The organism is Epibacterium sp. HA2-3 (genome assembly GCF_055693725.2).
This window is the reverse complement of the sequence record NZ_CM172490.1, coordinates 1,089,863-1,107,310: the sequence shown is the minus strand read 5'-3', so window position 1 is coordinate 1,107,310 and position 17,448 is coordinate 1,089,863. Positions and strand designations below refer to the sequence as shown.

Annotated in this window: 11 protein-coding genes; 2 read left to right on the top strand and 9 right to left on the bottom strand. The window is 59.4% G+C overall.

All coding sequences use genetic code 11. From position 1 onward, the window contains the following. Positions 1 to 107: 107 nt before the first annotated feature. Both ACZ1HH_RS05090 and ACZ1HH_RS05085 read right to left on the bottom strand, forming a co-directional pair. The gene (locus ACZ1HH_RS05090) at positions 108 to 953 is read right to left on the bottom strand and encodes a flagellin N-terminal helical domain-containing protein (protein ID WP_011538382.1); all 846 of its coding nucleotides are present in this window, start codon (positions 951 to 953) and stop codon (positions 108 to 110) included. A 329-nt stretch (positions 954 to 1,282) separates the two neighbouring features. After that, positions 1,283 to 2,131: a flagellin N-terminal helical domain-containing protein gene (locus ACZ1HH_RS05085; protein WP_472636045.1), complete on the bottom strand. Its 849-nt coding sequence runs from the start codon at positions 2,129 to 2,131 to the stop codon at positions 1,283 to 1,285. A gap of 485 nt (positions 2,132 to 2,616) precedes the next feature. On the opposite strand from ACZ1HH_RS05085, the gene ACZ1HH_RS05080 reads away from it, so the two are divergent. Continuing rightward, a complete protein-coding gene (locus ACZ1HH_RS05080) occupies positions 2,617 to 3,087 on the top strand; it encodes a transglycosylase SLT domain-containing protein (RefSeq protein ID WP_416368262.1) in 471 nt (156 codons plus the stop codon). Positions 3,088 to 3,374: 287 nt separating this feature from the next. After that, positions 3,375 to 5,333: a bifunctional 2',3'-cyclic-nucleotide 2'-phosphodiesterase/3'-nucleotidase gene (locus ACZ1HH_RS05075; RefSeq protein WP_472636044.1), complete on the top strand. Its 1,959-nt coding sequence runs from the start codon at positions 3,375 to 3,377 to the stop codon at positions 5,331 to 5,333. Positions 5,334 to 5,477: 144 nt separating this feature from the next. Here ACZ1HH_RS05075 and ACZ1HH_RS05070 read toward each other — a convergent pair whose 3' ends face one another. The 7 genes from ACZ1HH_RS05070 to ACZ1HH_RS05040 all read right to left on the bottom strand — a co-directional run bounded on the left by ACZ1HH_RS05070 (position 5,478) and on the right by ACZ1HH_RS05040 (position 16,966). Further along, positions 5,478 to 6,419: a GGDEF domain-containing protein gene (locus tag ACZ1HH_RS05070; RefSeq protein ID WP_472636043.1), complete on the bottom strand. Its 942-nt coding sequence runs from the start codon at positions 6,417 to 6,419 to the stop codon at positions 5,478 to 5,480. A gap of 436 nt (positions 6,420 to 6,855) precedes the next feature. Continuing rightward, positions 6,856 to 8,187, bottom strand: a complete 1,332-nt coding sequence (gene tig / locus ACZ1HH_RS05065; RefSeq protein ID WP_011538376.1) for a trigger factor — start codon at positions 8,185 to 8,187, stop codon at positions 6,856 to 6,858. Positions 8,188 to 8,484: 297 nt separating this feature from the next. Next, positions 8,485 to 9,606, bottom strand: a complete 1,122-nt coding sequence (locus tag ACZ1HH_RS05060) for a porin (RefSeq protein WP_472637303.1) — start codon at positions 9,604 to 9,606, stop codon at positions 8,485 to 8,487. Positions 9,607 to 10,077: 471 nt separating this feature from the next. Further along, positions 10,078 to 10,473 carry a response regulator gene (locus tag ACZ1HH_RS05055; RefSeq protein WP_472636042.1) on the bottom strand — a complete coding sequence of 132 codons (396 nt, stop codon included), beginning with the start codon at positions 10,471 to 10,473 and terminating at the stop codon, positions 10,078 to 10,080. Further along, positions 10,470 to 12,830, bottom strand: a complete 2,361-nt coding sequence (locus ACZ1HH_RS05050; protein ID WP_472636041.1) for a transporter substrate-binding domain-containing protein — start codon at positions 12,828 to 12,830, stop codon at positions 10,470 to 10,472. The genes ACZ1HH_RS05055 and ACZ1HH_RS05050 overlap by 4 nt, the downstream gene beginning before the upstream one ends. A gap of 1 nt (position 12,831) precedes the next feature. Next, positions 12,832 to 13,215, bottom strand: a complete 384-nt coding sequence (locus ACZ1HH_RS05045) for a response regulator (RefSeq protein WP_011538372.1) — start codon at positions 13,213 to 13,215, stop codon at positions 12,832 to 12,834. Positions 13,216 to 13,219: 4 nt separating this feature from the next. Next, on the bottom strand, positions 13,220 to 16,966 hold the full coding sequence (locus ACZ1HH_RS05040) for a chemotaxis protein CheB (protein ID WP_487320411.1): 3,747 nt from the start codon (positions 16,964 to 16,966) through the stop codon (positions 13,220 to 13,222). Between the last annotated feature and the right edge of the window lie 482 nt (positions 16,967 to 17,448).

The window sequence follows — 17,448 nt, the reverse complement described above, 5'->3', positions numbered from 1 at the left end:
CGTTAACGCGCTCCATGACTGAAATCTGTTTAATTTCAGTATTATAAAGCGTAGGAGACCGCCGACCCGAAGGGCCGGCGGTCCAATTCAAACGCGTAAAATACGTCTTAGCGGAAGAGCTGCAGCAGCGAGCTCGGCGCTTCATTCGCAATGGTCAGCGACTGCGTTGCCAGGTCTTGCTGGGTCTGCAGAGCGGACAGACGCGCGGAGGCCTCTTCCATGTTGGTGTCCGTCATGGTCGACACACCTTTGGTCATGGAGTCCACGAGGTTGCCCACAAACTCGGACTGGTCTTCAAGACGTGAGGCGTCCGCACCCAGAGCCGCAGCACCGGTGATTGCGGTTTGGATCAGGGTCTCGATCTCACCCAGAGCGGTGGCCGCGGTGGTGGCGTCGGTGATCGACGTCATGCCTGCAACATCCAGACCGGACTCAAAGTCAGCAGAGGCAACGCTGATCTCAACCGCGGTCACAGTGCCACCGGCACCCTCACGGTCCAGCGACGCCAGAACACCCAGGCTGGTCGCGCCATTGCCGTCAACGTCGGTCGCCAGGAGATTGGCACCGTTGAACTGCGCAGCGGAGATGATCGCGTCAATCTGATCCGCTTTGGAGTCGATGTCTGTCTGGATCTTGGCGTGGTCGACGTTTTCGGACTGCGCGGAGACGATCAGCTCTTTCATCTCGGTCAGTTTCTCAACGATCTGCTCGGCACCGGCGGAGGCAACCGCAACGGTGGCTTCACCCACGGAGAGGCCGTCTTCGATCGATTCAAAGCCTGCGATGTCGGATTCCATGGTCTTGGAGATCGCCCAAACAGCGGAATTGTCTTTCGCTGTACCCACCTCTTTACCGGTGGAAATGCTGGTTTGAGCTTTGCCGAGGTCGTCGTTGACGGACTTCAGGGTCTGCAGCGCAACCATTGCGCCGTTGTTTGTCAGAATGCTGGACATAGAGCACCTTATTTTTTGGCAGGACAGTTGTTCTTATGTCTGTCCTATATTCAGGTTATCCCGTTACACGGGGGCGAGTGGTCCCGTCCTAAACCTGCTTCCCGCCTTGCGGCGTTAGCGCCAACTGTCTCCAGATGCACCGTCAAATTGCCATAAAGACCCTTACAAAACCTTAATGATCTCGCGGCGCATTACTACAATTTTAGGACATCTAAACAACTCTCTAAGCGTCGAAAATGCATCATAAAATCCTGCCAAACACTTGGGATAAAAACGAAAATCGCCGACCCCAAGGGGCCGGCGATCCAATTCAACGCGTGAAATACGTCTTAGCGGAAGAGCTGCAGCAGCGAGCTCGGCGCTTCATTCGCGATGGTCAGCGACTGGGTCGCAAGATCCTGCTGGGTCTGCAGAGCAGACAGACGCGCGGAGGCTTCTTCCATGTCGGTGTCCGTCATGGTCGACACACCGAGGGTCATGGAGTCAACGAGGTTGCCCACAAATTCGGACTGGTCTTCGAGACGTGCAGCATCCGCACCCAACGAAGCCGCACCGGTGATTGCAGTCTGGATCATCGTCTCGATCTCACCCAGCGCGGTGGCCGCGGTGGTGGAGTCGGTGATCGAAGTCAAGCTGGCAGACAGATCAAGGTCCGCCTCGAAGTCAACCGACGCTACGCTGATCTCAACCGCGGTCACAGTGCCACCGGCACCCTCACGGTCCAGCGACGCCAGAACACCCAGGCTGGTTGCGCCATTGCCGTCAACGTCGGTCGCCAGCAGGTTGGCACCGTTGAACTGCGCAGCGGAGATGATCGCATCGACCTGTGCCACTTTGGAGTCGATGTCTGTCTGGATCTTGGCGTGGTCCACGTTTTCGGACTGCGCGGAGACGATCAGCTCTTTCATCTCGGTCAGTTTTTCAACGATCTGCTCGGCACCGGCGGAGGCAACCGCAACGGTGGCTTCACCCACGGAGAGGCCATCCTCAATGGCTTCAAAGCCTGCGATGTCGGATTCCATGGTCTTGGAGATCGCCCAAACAGCGGAATTGTCTTTCGCTGTACCCACCTCTTTACCGGTGGAAATGCTGGTTTGAACTTTGCCGAGGTCGTCGTTGACGGACTTCAGGGTCTGGAGCGCAACCATTGCGCCGTTGTTTGTCAGAATGCTGGACATAGAGCACCTTATCTAGTGGCAGGACAGTGGCTTTTACAGCTGTCCTAAATTCAGGTTATCCCGTTACACGGGGGCGAGTGGTCCCGTCCTAAACCTGCATCCCGCCTCGCGGCGTCAGCGCCATCCGTCTCCAGATGCATCCTCTGAATGCCACAGCGTCTCTTACTGACTGATTAATGTGGCCCCCGACCATCTCTACAATTTTAACCCATCTGAATGATTTGCTAATCTTCGAAAATCCATGACAATTGCGATGGATAATTGAGTAAAACACGCGTGAATTTCGGCGCTTGCCCCCCCTGCCCGCCCCAGAATCCTGGCGCGCCAGATCAGAAAGCAAGTTATTGTTTTTACTACATCAACACCCGCACCTCCCCTACAAAATCCGAAAGGTCGGCAAGGCTCCGCCTTGTCTAAAATTGCAGGTTTGCCGCCCCAAGCCGCCTCGATAGAGTGAAAGGGCGAAACAACCGTGAGTTATCCCCATGCATCGTCGTCATCTGATTTTGACCTTGGCGGCTCTTTCCCTCAGCTCCGTGGCGGGATGCGCGCGCACCGACAATGATGTCAGCCGCAGCTTCAACCCTCCGCTTTATCCAAATGAAACGCCGGAGCTGCGGAAAAAGATCAATTATTGGGCCGATTACTATGAGGTGCCGCGCAGCCTCGTGCACCGACTCGCCATCCGCGAGAGCACGCACCGCCCCTGGGCCGTCAATCGCCCCTATTACGGTCTGTTGCAGATTCTGCCTGCCACAGCGCGATCCATGGGGTTTCGGGGCCAGCCGCAGGAGCTTCTGGATGCGGATACCAACCTGAGATACGCGGTGCGCTATCTGCGCGGGGCCTGGTTGATTTCCGATGGCAGTCAAGACAACGCAGTCAAACATTATTCGCGCGGCTATTACTACGAAGCCAAACGCCGCGGCATGCTCAAAGAGACCGGCCTGCGCTGAAGTCTGCGCCGTCTCTGTCAGCCACATCCATATAAGGGGCCCATTTTGGAATTGGGACCTGAGGTCCGGTGTCGCCCTGCGCGCAGGCGGCTCTCTGCATCGCGCCGCTCCGCTCCGTCCACAGTGTCGTGCCCAATCCAATGGCGAGGTGCCGCGCCCCCTGCGCAAAGGACGACGCGCGCGCAAAAACTCATGACAAACTGTCACAGTATAGCGCTATCATAAGTGGAATCGCGCAGCTGTCGCTCGACGCATGCGTGACGATCTCAAGACTTCAGGAGAGTTAAATGTCGTGGCAGATTAATCGTAGATCCTTTCTCGCAGGGAGCGCGGGCCTTATTGCGCTACATCCGTTTTCGGTGGCTGCGGCCTCGGGGCAGGTTCACCTGCGCCTGATGGAAACAACGGATCTGCACGTCCATGTGTTTCCCTATGACTATTATGGCGACAAACCCGTGGACACCCTGGGCCTCGCGCGCACCGCATCGCTGATCAACGACATCCGCGCCGAGGCCACAAACTCGCTCTTGGTGGACAATGGGGATTTCCTGCAGGGCAACCCGATGGGCGACTACATCGCCTATGAGCGTGGCATGAAAGAAGGCGACCAGCACCCGGTGATCACCGCGATGAACACCGTCGGCTTTGATGCCTCGACCTTGGGCAACCACGAATTCAACTACGGGATTTCCTTTTTGATGAAATCCCTTGCGGGCGCCGGGTTCCCGGTGGTCTGTGCCAATGTCGCCAAGAAAACCGGTGCCTCACCGCGCGAGGATGAGACCCTGTTGCCGCCCTATGTGATTCTGGAGCGCGAACTCACCGATGGCGCGGGCAAGGCGCACCCGATCAAGATCGGCCTCATCGGATTTGTGCCGCCGCAGGTGATGAACTGGGACCGCAAACATCTTGAAGGCAACGTGCAGGCGCGCGACATCGTCGAATGCGCCCGCGCCTATGTGCCGGAGATGAAAGAAAAAGGCGCAGATATCATCATCGCGCTCTCGCATTCCGGCATCGGCTCGGCCGATCACAGTGACGGCATGGAAAATGCCTCGGTGCCGCTGGCGGCAGTAGAGGGCATTGACGCCATCATGACCGGTCACAGCCATCTGGTGTTCCCCTCCTCCACCTATGCGGATTTTGCGGGCGTTGACGCCGACAAAGGCACGATCCACGGCACGCCCGCCGTCATGGGCGGCTATTGGGGCAGCCATATGGGGCTCATTGACCTGATGCTGGAGCGCGATGGCAATGGCTGGCGCGTTGTGGGCCATGCCTCCGAGGCGCGCCCAATTTCCAAGCGCAACGAAGATCGCAGCGTGACCGCACTGGTCGAGAGCGATCAGAGCGTGCTGGAGGCGGTGCAGGCCGATCACGACGCCACGCTTGCTTATGTGCGCCGCGCGGTGGGCAAGACCGACGCACCGCTGCACAGCTATTTTGCGCTGGTGGCAGATGACCCTTCGGTGCAGATCGTGTCGATTGCACAGACCTGGTATATCTCTCAGATGCTGAAGGGCACCGAGTATGAGGCTCTGCCGATCCTCTCTGCCGCCGCCCCCTTCAAGGCAGGTGGCCGAGGTGGTCCGGAGTATTACACCGATGTTCCGGTGGGGGATGTGGCGATCAAGAATGTCGCCGATCTCTACCTCTATCCCAACACCGTACGCGCCGTGAAAGTCACCGGCCAGCAGGTGAAGGACTGGCTTGAGCGCTCGGCGGGCATGTTCAACCAGATCGAGCCCGGCAAGGCCGACCAGGTGCTGCTCAACCCGTCGTTCCCCAGCTACAACTTCGATGTGATCGACGGCGTGACCTATCAGATTGACCTGAGCCAGCCGCCGATGTTCGCGCCCAAGGGCGAGCTGATCAACCCGGATAGCAACCGGATCGTGAACCTTGAGTTCAACGGAGCCCCCATTGATCCCGCGCAGGAGTTCATCATTGCCACCAATAACTACCGTGCCAGCGGCGGTGGCAGCTTCCCCGGTGCGATGGGTGATACCATCGTCTTTGAAGGGCCAGACACCAACCGCGATGTGATCGTGCGCTATATCGTCGAACAGAGCACCATCAGCCCTAAGGCGGATGGCAACTGGAGCTTTGCCCCGCTGCCGGACACCTCGGTTCTGTTTGACACCGGCCCCAAAGCCGCCGCCTATGCCGAGAGCGTCCCCGGTGTTACCATCGCACCTGCAGGGGATGGGCCGGACGGGTTTGCCCGCTTCAAGATCACGCTCTGAGCGAAAAACGGCATCGCGCCGCCCAGCATTGGACTGGGCGGCGTTTTTCTTTTGGTGGCGTTTTCCACTGGGCGACAGGGCAACCGGGCAACCGGGAGACTGGCCGACTGGACGGCGTCCTTGATCCCGCCCCCGGCTTCCCCATCAGACGACCCGGTTGCGGCCTGCCCTTTTGGCCTGCAGCAGCGCCACATCGGCTTGCCCCAATACCGGTTCGATCTCGGTGCGCCCGTCGAACTCTGCGCAGCTGAAGGTGGCCGTGACACGCCGGGACGACAGGATCTGCGAGTCATCAAGCGCCGCACGACATTTCTCCGCGAGGGCGCGCGTACTGCCCTCCTCCGAACGCAGGCGCAACACCATGAACTCTTCGCCACCGATGCGGAAAAACAGATCCTCCGGGCCAAGGAACTGGCGCACAAGCGAGGTGACAGCCCGCAGCACAAAGTCCCCGGTGGGGTGGCCATAGGTGTCGTTGACGCTTTTGAAGTAATCAAGGTCGAACAAGATAAGGGCGGCTTTGCTCAGGTCCTGGCTCTGCGCCACCCGTGCAAGATGGCGGCGATTGAAGCAGCCGGTGAGCGGATCCAGAAAGGCGCTATCCTCAAGAGAATCCCGCGCCTCAACAATGCGTTTGGCGGCATAGCTCAGGAAAACAACGCAGATCAGCAGGGCAAACCCCAATCGCAGCACCATCGCGGTGTCGGCGCCTATCGCCACAAGAACTGCGGTCACGCCCGCGATCAGCATGATGGAATACCACAGGGCGCCGCGTCCGGGCATGGCAAGATAGCCGCCAATCAATGTGGGAAAGACATAGAACCCAAGCTGTGGCCCCAGACGCCAGACCGAGAACAGAATCACGGCGCCAAGCCCGATCAGGATCGCCGGGATGGGAATCGGCAGCGTCCTGCCGCGATACGCAGCCTGAAGATCAGCGCCAACACTCAGCAGCAAAGCAGCAATGGCGCCCGCAAGGATGTAATCCGCGCGACAGACATTCAGAACCACCATGCCAGCGCAGACCACGGCCAAACAGGCTCCGAGGTAGAAATCAACGCGCGTGTGTGCGGTCTGTGCTGCCATTTGTCCGTCCTATGACCACGGCGAGGCAACGAGTCACCCCAAGACTTTCGTATTTCCAAACTTAATGAATTTTCCGCGGGCAGAAATGAAGTCTGCATCAAAGACAATCGCGAGGGAAAAATCTTTGGCTTCTCCCCCTAAGCCAGCGCCTGACCGATAGGCAGGATCGCTGCGCACAATCCGATAGCACGCAAGAGTAGAAACGGAAACTTTCCTTTCTGCCAAGGGGATTTGGAACTCTCTCCAATCGTGCAGGCTCGCGGGCATCGCTGTCGCCCAGGCCCCGCAACCTTAGCCTGATTGCGTCACCCTCTCAAGTTGCGAGCCTCTGCCGTGGGCTCGGTCTTTGACGCGCGCTACATTTTGCGCGGCCGCTCACAAAAACAAAAAGGCCGCCAGAACGGCGGCCTTTTCGAAAATACAAAACGAGTAGATCTTACTCTTCTTCGAGTGCCTCAACGGCTTTCTGCAGGTCTTCTTTGGAGACTTCTTTTTCAGACACTTTTGCCTGATCGAACACGAGATCGATCACTTTGTCTTCGAAGATCGGCGCACGCAGCTGCTGCTGCATCTGGGCGTTCTGCTGGATGAACTCAAAGAACTGACGTTCCTGGCCCGGGTACTGACGTGCCTGCTGCATGATCGCCTGGGTCATTTCCTGGTCGGTCACTTCGACTTCGGCTTTCTGACCCATCTCGGCGAGCAGCAGACCAAGGCGCACGCGACGCTCGGCCAGTTTGTTGTGCTCATCGGTGGGCTCGATTTCCGGGTGATCGTGGCCCTGCACGTCCGGGTTTTCCTCGTGCCACAGCTGATGTGCGATCTGCTTGGCTTCGGCCTCAACGAGGCTCGGCGGCAGGTCGAAGGAGACCAGCTCTGCCAGGGCGTCAAGCGCGGCGCGCTTCATCACCTGACGGGCGGCACCGGCGTATTCTGCTTCGAGACGCTCGGAGATCTGACCTTTGAGCTGGTCGAGATCCTCGGCACCGAATTTCTTCGCCAGTTCGTCGTTGATCTCGGCCGCTTTGGGGGCTTTGACTTCTTTGACGGTGCAGGAGAACACGGCTTCTTTGCCAGCAAGGTGCTCGGCGCCGTATTCTTCGGGGAAGGTCACGGTAACGTCTTTTGCGTCGCCTGCCTTCACGCCAACCAGCTGCTCTTCGAAGCCGGGGATGAAGGAGTTGGAGCCCAGCGTCAGCGGGTAATCTTCGGCAGAGCCGCCGTCGAACGCTTCGCCGTCCACTTTGCCGACGAAGTCGATCACAACCTGATCGCCATCCTCGGATGCAGCACCTTCTTCGCGGGCTTCAAATTCCTGAGCGGAGGACGCCAGGTTTTCGAGCGCCTCGGTCACGGCTGCGTCTTCGGCTTTGACAACGAGCTTTTCCAGTTCCACGCCGGATACGTCGACCTCGGGGATCGCGGGCAGCGCTTCATAGGACATCTCGACGTTGACGTCGTCGCCCTCTTTCCAGTCTTCGTTGGTCATTTTGACGTCGGGCTGCAGCGCCGGACGGTCGCCGGATTCTTCAAAGTGCTTGTTCATCGCACCATCGACAGCTTCCTGCATGACTTCGCCCATCAGGCGCGCGCCGAACTGCTTCTTCAGAAGCGGCATCGGCACCTTGCCCTTGCGGAAGCCCTTCATCTCGATCTCGGGCTGCGCTTCGGCCAGTTTCGCGTTGACCTTTTCTTCCAACTCGGTTGCCGGAATGGTGATCGCGTAGCCGCGCTTCAGACCTTCGTTCAGAGTTTCAGTGACCTGCATCATATTCCCCATAGAGATTCGGGGCGCGCGCGCAGGCTCCGCCCCCAGACAATTTGTGGCCTTCTATTGGCCTGCGCGTCGCGGTGCAAGAGGCATCCGCCTTGATCCGCCCCGGCAAGCGCCTCAATGGGGCTTTTTCACCCTGTTTTCGGGGGTCGAGGCCGCAATTCTCCCCAAGAGAGCGCAAACGCCCTCCGGCCAGGGACCGGAGGGCGCAGCATGACGACATGCGGCGGAGGCAAGTGAGTCACGAGGTAAAAACTCCTCGCAGCCGCCGCATTTGTCTTGAGACGTGGCTTAGAACTTCCAGCGCGCGCCCGCAAGGATGGCAGAGCCGTCCTGGTAGTTGGTGGCGGAGGCATCATCGTAGGAATATTCGCGATACGCGATATAGGCCTCGAGGTTCTGCTGGTCGAAGTTCTGGACCGCCGCGATGCCAAAGGACTCGGCGCTGTCGTTGGTGGAAACCAGATCCGAGCCGTCATAGTAGTCGACAGAGAAGGCGGTGGCGCCAACGGAGATCAGGTTCGCGGTGTAGCCCAGCTTGACATAGCCGTAGTCGCCACCGGTATCCCGGTCGCCAGTGGCCGCGCTCAGCGAGAGGCCCGTGGGTTCGTGCAGAACCGCCGCCGAAGCGATGGTGTCACGGGTGTCCTCAGAGCCGCCCTTTTCGGTCCAGCTGACGGCCAACGCACCGGCAACAGTGAAATCACCGAGGTCTTCGTTCAGGTAATTCAGGGCAATGTCGTACTGCTGGGTGTCAGCGTCCCGGGTCAGGATGTCCTCACCATAAGAGGCAGAGACGGTAAAGCCCGAGAATTCCGGCGAGTCATAGCGGATACGGCCCCGACGCGAGCCGTCAAAGGTCGAGAAAACATCGCCGATTTCGATCCCGGTGAGGTTGCCTGCGGTGTCACGCAGGAAATATCCCCCCGCAGCATCCGCGACGGCAGAGCCAGCCACAACGCCGGTGCCAGAGAGATCAATGCCGGTGGCGCCATCTGCCGCCATGGAGCCCTGACCCAGCGAGAAGGTGCCGTAGCGCGGGGTGTGCCACTGCAGATCAACGTGACGCAGATCGCTGCGGGTCCAATCGGTGATGTCGCCTTGGTCGTTCTGGTTCACACCATCCGAGCTGCGCAACGACAAGGAGGTCTCAAAGCGGAATTTCAGAGTGTTCTCGCCAAAGGGCTGCTCCAGCCAGAAGCCAACGCGCGATCCGGAATTTCCGTTATCAACGAGTCGGTTGTAGTCTTCCTGACCGTCGTCATAGCCCTGATAGGCCAGGTTGAGCTGACCGTACCAACGGAAGGACCCACCATTGTCCGAGGTATAGGTGGGGCCCGCAACGGCGGGGGCGGCAAGAAGGGCGGACAGCGCAAGGGCGCTGGAGCCCACCGCAAGGGTTTTGGTGCTCATCATCTGAGTCTCCTGGTTTTTTAGCCAGCCGGACGTCCTCCATCCCCGGACCCGGCTGACAACGGAGCTAACACCTAAGTTTTTTGGGAAAAGGTCTTGAAAGCGAGGGCAACTGAACGGGTCAGTTCACATAAGGGGGAGCGCTGTAACAAAGGCACTTTTTCGCCAATGGGCTGATCCGGCAAGGAATTTACCTGGTCGACTTCAACCCCTGACGTTTGATTTTTCAAAGACTCAGGTAGTCGCTCTGTGCATGGCTCGGTGTGGAGGGCGGGCAGGCATCGAATCAAGCCCTTCGCCGCACCTCAGCACAAAAGGCATCGCGCCCGCAGCCGGCGACCGACACACGCACAAACCCAGCGCGGGCGCCCCCCGGCTCCCGGTTAGGCTAGCGTCAACCACGGAAATCGGTTTTGGGAAACGGAGCCACACCCCGGCGCCTCGGGTGCAGCGAGGGCTGGCCAGCAGCGCCTATTTGCGCTGCGACAAGGCTGCGTGCTGCATCCAGCGGATCGAGGCCTCGATGGCGGTGCGCAGCATATCAAGCGACAGCCCGCGCTTGGTCAGATAGCGCGTGGCGCCAGCTTTCATCGTGGCCGCAGCCAGCTCTTCGCTGCCGCGTCCCGACAGAACGATCACCGGTACAAAGGGGTCGCGCGCCTTAAGATCCGCCAGTACCGAAAGACCATTGTTATCGGCGAGGTGATAGTCCAGCAGCACGCAATCTGCGCGCCATTTTTCAAACCGCGCCACGCCCTCGCTACCGCTGGCAGCGGTCTCGATCACGCAGGAGGGCAGCTCGCTGCAGAACCTGCGCAGCATCTCGGTGTCCTCCGGGCTGTCATCGACAATCAGAACCTTGGTCATTTTGCGTCCGCCAATCTCGCCTCGCCCGTCACAGAAATCGCCTCTTCACCTTTCGCATTGGGCAGCGAAAAGTAAAAGGTAGTCCCCTCTCCGGGGGTGGTTTCAAATGTGATCAACTGGCCGTAACTTTCCACGATTTCTTTGGCAAAGGAAAGGCCTAGACCATTTCCCCCGGTGCCGGGCAAGCGTCGCATGCCAGAGTGTTTGCCCCGCACGCCCGGCTGGAAAATCTGCCCCTGATCCTCGGTCGCGATGCCGATGCCGTTGTCGCGCACATAAAACACATGCAAGAGTCCGCTGTCGTCGGGGGTGTCCTCGCTCAGATAGCCGACGCGCACAACCGGAGTGTCGGACCGATTGTAGATCAGACCATTGGCGATAAGGTTCTGAAACACGACCTTGGCTTTGGCTCGGCTGGCATGCACGCGCGGCAAGGGCGTCTCCACGCGGAGCTCCCCCTTGGTCTCTGTCAGAAGCTCTGCAAGCTCGGTGCGGATCTCATCGACCACGTCACCGGTTTCGATGTCGGCGATGTCACTGCCCTTGCCGCGATGCTGAGCAGAGGCCAACAGATCCGAAATCGTGGTCTCCATCTGTGCGCAGAGCTGCTCGATACGGCAGATTTCCTCCGGCAGCGCCTCTCCCGCGCGCTCCTGCAGCGCCTGAACCTGCCACTGGATGCCGCGCAGCGGTTCCTTGAGATCGTGAGAGGCAATATCGGCAAAACTGTCGAGTTCCCGGTTCGAGCGCTCGAGTTCGTCCACCAGGACCTCAAGCTGGCGCGATTGCTGCAACAGGCGGGCCTGACGTTCCTGCGCGCGCGAGCGCTGCATCTTTTGCCAGATGCCAAAGCCAAGCGCGGTCAGAAGGAACGCAAGCCCAAGCGCCAGCAGCATGCGCAGCCGGGCAGACGTCCAGAAGGTGGGGGTGCCAAACCAATCCTGCTGCAGCCGCTCATAATCCTCCGAGATCAGATAGGCCGGGATCACCGCGTTCAGCGCCTCCCGGACCTCCCCCAGCCCCAATCGCAATGCAGGCCCGGACTCGGATGTATAAAACGGCTCCCGGCTGATGAGGACCTTGTCGCGCAGGTGGTTTCGCTCAAGATGCGATGTGAAGGCAGAGTTGGGTGCCAACACGGCATCCACCTGCCCTTGCAGCAGCGCGTTCATGAGGCCGTCCTTGCCCTCGTGATACGAAAGCGTCAGACCGCCATGCGCCTCCGCCAACTGGGCGGCGTTCTTGCCATCCTCGACCCCGACCCTGAGCCCGATCAGATCATCCAGACCCTGCGGCGCAATCGCCGCCTCATGCAGGGTGAAGATTGAAAACGGCACCCGATGCACGGGAAAGGTAAAATCCATTCGCGCGCGACGGGTCGGGTTCGAGGCCATCATCGGCATAACATCCACCCCACCCTGTCGCGGGCCGCGGCCAAATTCGGCGTCGGTAATACGCTGATAGCGCAGTTTGAGCCCGGCCCGCTCTGCGAGGCTCTCAAGAATTTCGACCCCGAACCCGCCCGGCGTGCCATCCTCAGAGATCGACACAAAAGGCGGCACATGATGTACCCCCACGGTCAGCGTGTCCGGCACAGGCGCCGGAATCGCCAGCAGGTATTTCTCGCGCAGCGCCTGCAGGCTGCCCTTGGCCTCAAGTTGGGGCAGCACCGCATTGATCCGCTCCAGAAGCTCCGGCCGGCTCTGATGCACCACCACGCCACGTGTTGTTTCCAAAAGCGGCGGGTCCAAAAAGGCAATCCGACCATCCAGACGCGCAGCACGCAACATGGCAAAGGTCACATTGGTGGAGTAGGACATTGCATCCGCCTGCCCCGACAATACCGAAACCAACGCCGCCTCGGGATTGGTGTGATTCACCAGCGTGGCCCCCGGCAACAAGTCCGGATCAGAGCCTAGGATCGGTGGGATCACCGCGACGCGCTTGCCGTCCAGATTGGTTGGATCGAACTGCTCGGCCCGTTCCGTTGGCACCGCAAGGGAGACCGTGATCCGCGCAATGGGATCGGAGATCCGGTTCTCGGGTTGAAAAACGTCAATCAAATCAACACCGGCGAGCATATCTGTCTCGCCACGGGCCTGCGCGGCTGTGACCTCATCAATGCGGTCATAGTGGCGAAACTCAATGTCAAAGCCCGCCTCTTGGGCGAGCATCTGCGCCAGCTCCACTGTAAATCCGCTTGGCTGACCCTGTGCATCGGACATCATCATCGGCGGGGCTTCGGTCCATGGGACCCGCACGGTCTCCTGAGATTGCGCCAGAGAGGCGCCCACCGAGAGGGCCAAGGCACACGCAAAGGTCAACAAACCCACGAAGAGCGTGCGCAGCCCGGCCATCTCAGAGGATCTCGTTCAGTGCATCACGCGACAGCGGCTTTTCATAGAACCCGTCGATGTCGGGATGGTCTTCTGTGCGCTGGCGGTGCGTTGGGTCGATGGAGGACGAGCAGACAAAAAGCCGCGCATGCCCTTTTAGTTCAGGATAAAGCGAATGATAGACATCCGCGAATTGAAACCCGTTCAGTCTGGGCATGTCGATATCGACAAAGATGAAGTCCACAGGTGCCTTCCCGGGGGTCTTCAGATATTCGAGCGCCTCATCCGCATAGGCAAATTCGATCAATCTTGCCTCCGGATCGAGCTTGCGCAGGTTGCGTTTGAAAAAATAGCGATCCGCATCGCAGTCGTCGATCAACAGGATCCGGGGGGACGAGGTCGTCATGGCGTCACGCTCCGTCTGGGGCGGCAGGGGCTGCCGGTAGGGTGAAACGGAAGCTGGCGCCGCCGGTCTCGGCTTCGACCACCTCGAGCTGCCCACCGTGGATGGACACAATCTGATCGCACATCGCCAGACCAAGGCCGCTGCCTTCGATCTCTGACTCGACATGCAATCGTGAAAAGAGCTCAAACACCCGCGCGCGATCCTGCGGCGCGATACCTATGCCGGTATCATCCACCCGGAGCCCCACGCGGCCATAGGGGGCGTTGATCGCGGCGATCGTGATCTTCAACGGTCGCGCCGGATCGCGGAATTTCAAGGCGTTGCTCAGAAGGTTCCGCATCAGGCGCGCCAGCAGCTCCGGGGTGCCAGATACAGCGGGCAGAGGCTCGACCACGATTTCCGCATTGGCCTGCGCCACCGTGTCCTCGAGATCGGCAAGACATGCGTCGATGATCTGCGCAAGATCACAGGGTTCAAACCGGGTGGTCTGATCCTGCAAACGCGCATAATCCAGAACCGCATTCACCCGCGTTTTGAGCCGCTGCGTGCCCTGCTGCAAAAAGCGCATGAGCTCGTGAATATCGGCGTCCAGCGTCTTGGGGAGTTCCTCGTCGAGCGCCTGAACGCTGCCCTCGATGGTATTAAGCGGTTGCTTGAGATCATGCGCAAGAACATAGGCAAAGCGGCGCATGTCATCAGCGCGTTTCTCGATGTCATCCTCGCGCGCCCTGAGGTCACTGATGTTCTGGTGAACGCCGATCATGCGCAAGGGGCGATGGTCCTGCCCCCAATCGGTCACCTGACCGCGGCTCCTGATCCAGACCTCCTCACCCTCCTTGGTGAGATAGCGCGCCTCGATCAGGAAGGGCACCTCGCCGCGCGCGTTCACATGTGCCCGATACGCCTCGTGAAACTGCGGTCGGTCATCGCTGTGGATCAGGCCCTGCCACGCTGAGGAATTTGGCGCCAGTTCCCCGACGCCAAAGCCCAGGAACTCCACAAAACGGCGAGAAATATAGAGTGTGTCCTCTGGGATATTCCAATCCCAATAGCCGGATTCCTCGCTCTCCAGCACACTGGACAGGATTTCGCTCTGACGCCGGGCCTCCTGCTCGAGCAGTTTGGTATCCGTGATGTCGAGCAAGGTGATCACCACCCCATGCGAGTCTCCGCGCTGGCGGTTAAAGCGGCGCACGCGGGTCTGTACAAAGCCGCCATCGCGCCGACGCAGCTCGCGTTGGGTTTCCTCGCCCTGATCCCGCGCCAGCCGGGCATCATCCACCAGCAGCGTGACAGCCTCGGGCAGCAGCGCGGTGGCAAAGCTCTCGAGCGGGCGACCCAGATCGCTGTGTTTGAGATCCAGATAGCGCGTCACCCCGGCACTGAAGCGGCGAATGCACATATCGGTGTCGAGCAACAAGATCCCCAGAGCTGCCGTCTCAAGCAGGTTGTCGACATCCGCATTCACCTCTTCGAGCTCGGTGATGCGATCAATGTTCTCGCTGTTCACCGTATGGAGCTCTTCATTGATGCTCTGGGTTTCCTCGTTGTTGGCCTGAAGTTCCTCGTTTGCGGCGATCAACTCCTCATTGGCGGCCTGCAACTCCTCGTTCGAAGCACCAAGATCCTGCGCCGTCACCCCGAGCATCTCCTGAAGCGAGCGCACCTCGCTCTCGAGATGTTCGATATAGGCGCTGCTCTCGATCTGAGATTCTTCGTCACTGTTCTCGACCGCCGCTTTGGGCAGGGTCTGCGTGATCTGCCGCACAAAAAGCGCAACAGCAGAGGCATGGCCTTCCCAGATGATCTTGCGCGCAGACACTGACACGGTTCGCACGCTGTCACCCTCGATCAGACGCATATCCGAGGCCTGTGCGGTGGTCTGATCCTCGACACCACGGACCACCAGCGCGATGGAACTACGCAGACGATCATCGCAGAGATCGAAGATGTTGGTGGAGAACCCGCCTTCGGGAATATGCAGAAGGGTCTGCATATTCCCGAATGTTTTCAGAACATTGGAACCCTGATCCAGCACGCAGATCGACATCTGGCCAGCCTCTAGGGAAAACTGGAACAGCGCGCTGAGGTCATCCTGGATTGACAGACCAGAGGACATCATGCGCCGCGTTCGCGGCAGCATCCCAAGGGCTGGCATCTGCGTGGTCAGCTTGGCCCGCCCACTGCCCGCACGCGCCACGCGTTTGTTACGAAAGATACGCTCCTTGCCCATGAAATACTCGAACCGCACCCCGTCAGAGCCGGGTGTCTCTGCCGCGCCCAGCAGCAGATAGCCGTTTATCCTGAGGGACATGGAGAAGTTCACCATGACTTTGGCCTGCACATCGGGGCCGAGATAGATCAGCAGGTTCCGGCACACGATAAGATCGGTCCGCGTATAGGGCGGATCAAGCGTAATGTCGTGGACCGCAAAAACGATCTGGCTACGAATGGTGGGCGAGATCGCGAATGTGCCCGGATGATGCGTGATATATCCCGCGTTGCGATAGGCCTCGGGAATTTCTTCCAGCGTGTGATCGGGATAGATGCCCTGTTTGGCGGTGTTGATCGCGTTTTCATTCACATCGGTGGCATAGATCCGGAAATCACGCTCGATCTGGTTGTCGTCGCGAAACTTCTGCAACAGCATCGCAAGCGTATAGGCCTCTTCCCCCGTGGAGCAGCCCGCCGACCACACCCGCAAAGGCTGATCGGTGTCGCCTTCTTCAAACAGACGTTTCAGCACCCGGGTTTCCATCGCCTGCCAGACTGGCAGATCCCGAAAGAAGTTGGTCACTCCGACCAGAAACTCGCGGTAGAGAAGTTGGACTTCGCCGGAGTTTTCGCCAAGATAGCTCAGGTAATCTTCAAGATTGCTCAGCCCAAGAAACCCCATACGCCGGGCGATCCGGCGCTGCAGAGTCGGCTCCTTGTAGAGCGCAAAATCGATCTCGGCCTGTTTGCTGACCGTTTCAAGGATCGCGCGAAAGCTGTCCTGCGCACCGTCGAAAATCTCGTCCACGTCCGAAATCCCGCGGTCTCGCAAGTCGATAAACCTGGATATTTCACCAACAATATCATCCGGTTGCAGCACCTGATCTACAAGCCCGGTGGCGATGGCCTGTTGCGGCATCCCGTCAAACCCGCAGGTGGCGGGCTCCTGCGCGATCACCAGCCCCTCACGGTCCTTGATCGAACGCAACCCACGGCTGCCGTCCGAGCCGGTACCCGACAGGATCACACCGATGGCACGCTTGCCCACAGCCTCGGCCAGCGAGCGAAAGAAGATGTCGATCGGCAGGTTCAGCGCCGGGCGCGGTTGCGGCGCCAAAAGCGAGAACCGCAACCCCTCATGAACAGGCTTGGATGCTGAAGGGGCGGCGCTGGATCCGATCACACGATCATCCAAATCGTCCTCGGTGCCCTGGATGACGATATTGGCACCCGGTGGGATGACATAGATATGCTTTGGCTCGACGCGCATGTTGTCGGACACCTCGACAACCTTGTGCTGCGTCTCTCGCCCGAGGATTTCAGTCATCACGGATTTGTAGTCCGGCGACAGGTGCTGAACGACCACGAAACTATGCGCAAAATCCACAGGCACACGCGCCAGAAGCTGCTTGATGGCATCAAGCCCCCCGGCAGAGGCCCCGACACCAACAATGTAGAACCGCTCATCGACCTTGCCGATCTTGCGGTGCGCCCCAGTTTGCGCAGGGTGTAGCGGCGAGATGTTGTTTTCTGTCATGGTCGTTGTTGAACCGCCTACCCAGTCTTGAGTACCAATCTTGAGTACCAGTCTTATGTACCGGTCATGTTTCACCGGCACTACCTGACCGGTGTTACCGTCCCGGTCCCGATTTACCCCGGTCCCGACTTACGAAGGCGCGATATTTCGGACCTCTTGCTCAGACAATCCGCAGGCTCCGCCCTCAAAACCTCAGGTCGCCGCGCAACCTATGCGCAAGCCTAGCTGGTGTCTCTTGTCAGGTCCAGCGTGCATCGCGCCCTAAGTCCCTGCCAAAGCGGCAAATTATGCAGCTCGATTTTCATCACAATCGCTGCCCAGGTGCGCGCGATGACGCGCTTCCTTCAGTCATGTTCTCCGAGGGGCGCAGCGCGCTGGAAATGGCACGTGCTGCGGGAGCTTTGAAATGGTCGGCTTTCCTCCCGCCGCCTCTCGCCCTCACACGGCATCCCCGCCTTTTGCTCGGGTGGATGCCACGGCCA

What these genes read in the sequence shown, in the direction of transcription:
- ACZ1HH_RS05090 (WP_011538382.1), bottom strand. Translation starts at nt 953, where the DNA reads ATGTCCAGCATTCTGACAAACAACGGCGCAATGGTTGCGCTGCAGACC.
- ACZ1HH_RS05085 (WP_472636045.1), bottom strand. Translation starts at nt 2,131, where the DNA reads ATGTCCAGCATTCTGACAAACAACGGCGCAATGGTTGCGCTCCAGACC.
- ACZ1HH_RS05080 (WP_416368262.1), top strand. Translation starts at nt 2,617, where the DNA reads ATGCATCGTCGTCATCTGATTTTGACCTTGGCGGCTCTTTCCCTCAGC.
- ACZ1HH_RS05075 (WP_472636044.1), top strand. Translation starts at nt 3,375, where the DNA reads ATGTCGTGGCAGATTAATCGTAGATCCTTTCTCGCAGGGAGCGCGGGC.
- ACZ1HH_RS05070 (WP_472636043.1), bottom strand. Translation starts at nt 6,419, where the DNA reads ATGGCAGCACAGACCGCACACACGCGCGTTGATTTCTACCTCGGAGCC.
- tig (WP_011538376.1), bottom strand. Translation starts at nt 8,187, where the DNA reads ATGCAGGTCACTGAAACTCTGAACGAAGGTCTGAAGCGCGGCTACGCG.
- ACZ1HH_RS05060 (WP_472637303.1), bottom strand. Translation starts at nt 9,606, where the DNA reads ATGAGCACCAAAACCCTTGCGGTGGGCTCCAGCGCCCTTGCGCTGTCC.
- ACZ1HH_RS05055 (WP_472636042.1), bottom strand. Translation starts at nt 10,473, where the DNA reads ATGACCAAGGTTCTGATTGTCGATGACAGCCCGGAGGACACCGAGATG.
- ACZ1HH_RS05050 (WP_472636041.1), bottom strand. Translation starts at nt 12,830, where the DNA reads ATGGCCGGGCTGCGCACGCTCTTCGTGGGTTTGTTGACCTTTGCGTGT.
- ACZ1HH_RS05045 (WP_011538372.1), bottom strand. Translation starts at nt 13,215, where the DNA reads ATGACGACCTCGTCCCCCCGGATCCTGTTGATCGACGACTGCGATGCG.
- ACZ1HH_RS05040 (WP_487320411.1), bottom strand. Translation starts at nt 16,966, where the DNA reads ATGACAGAAAACAACATCTCGCCGCTACACCCTGCGCAAACTGGGGCG.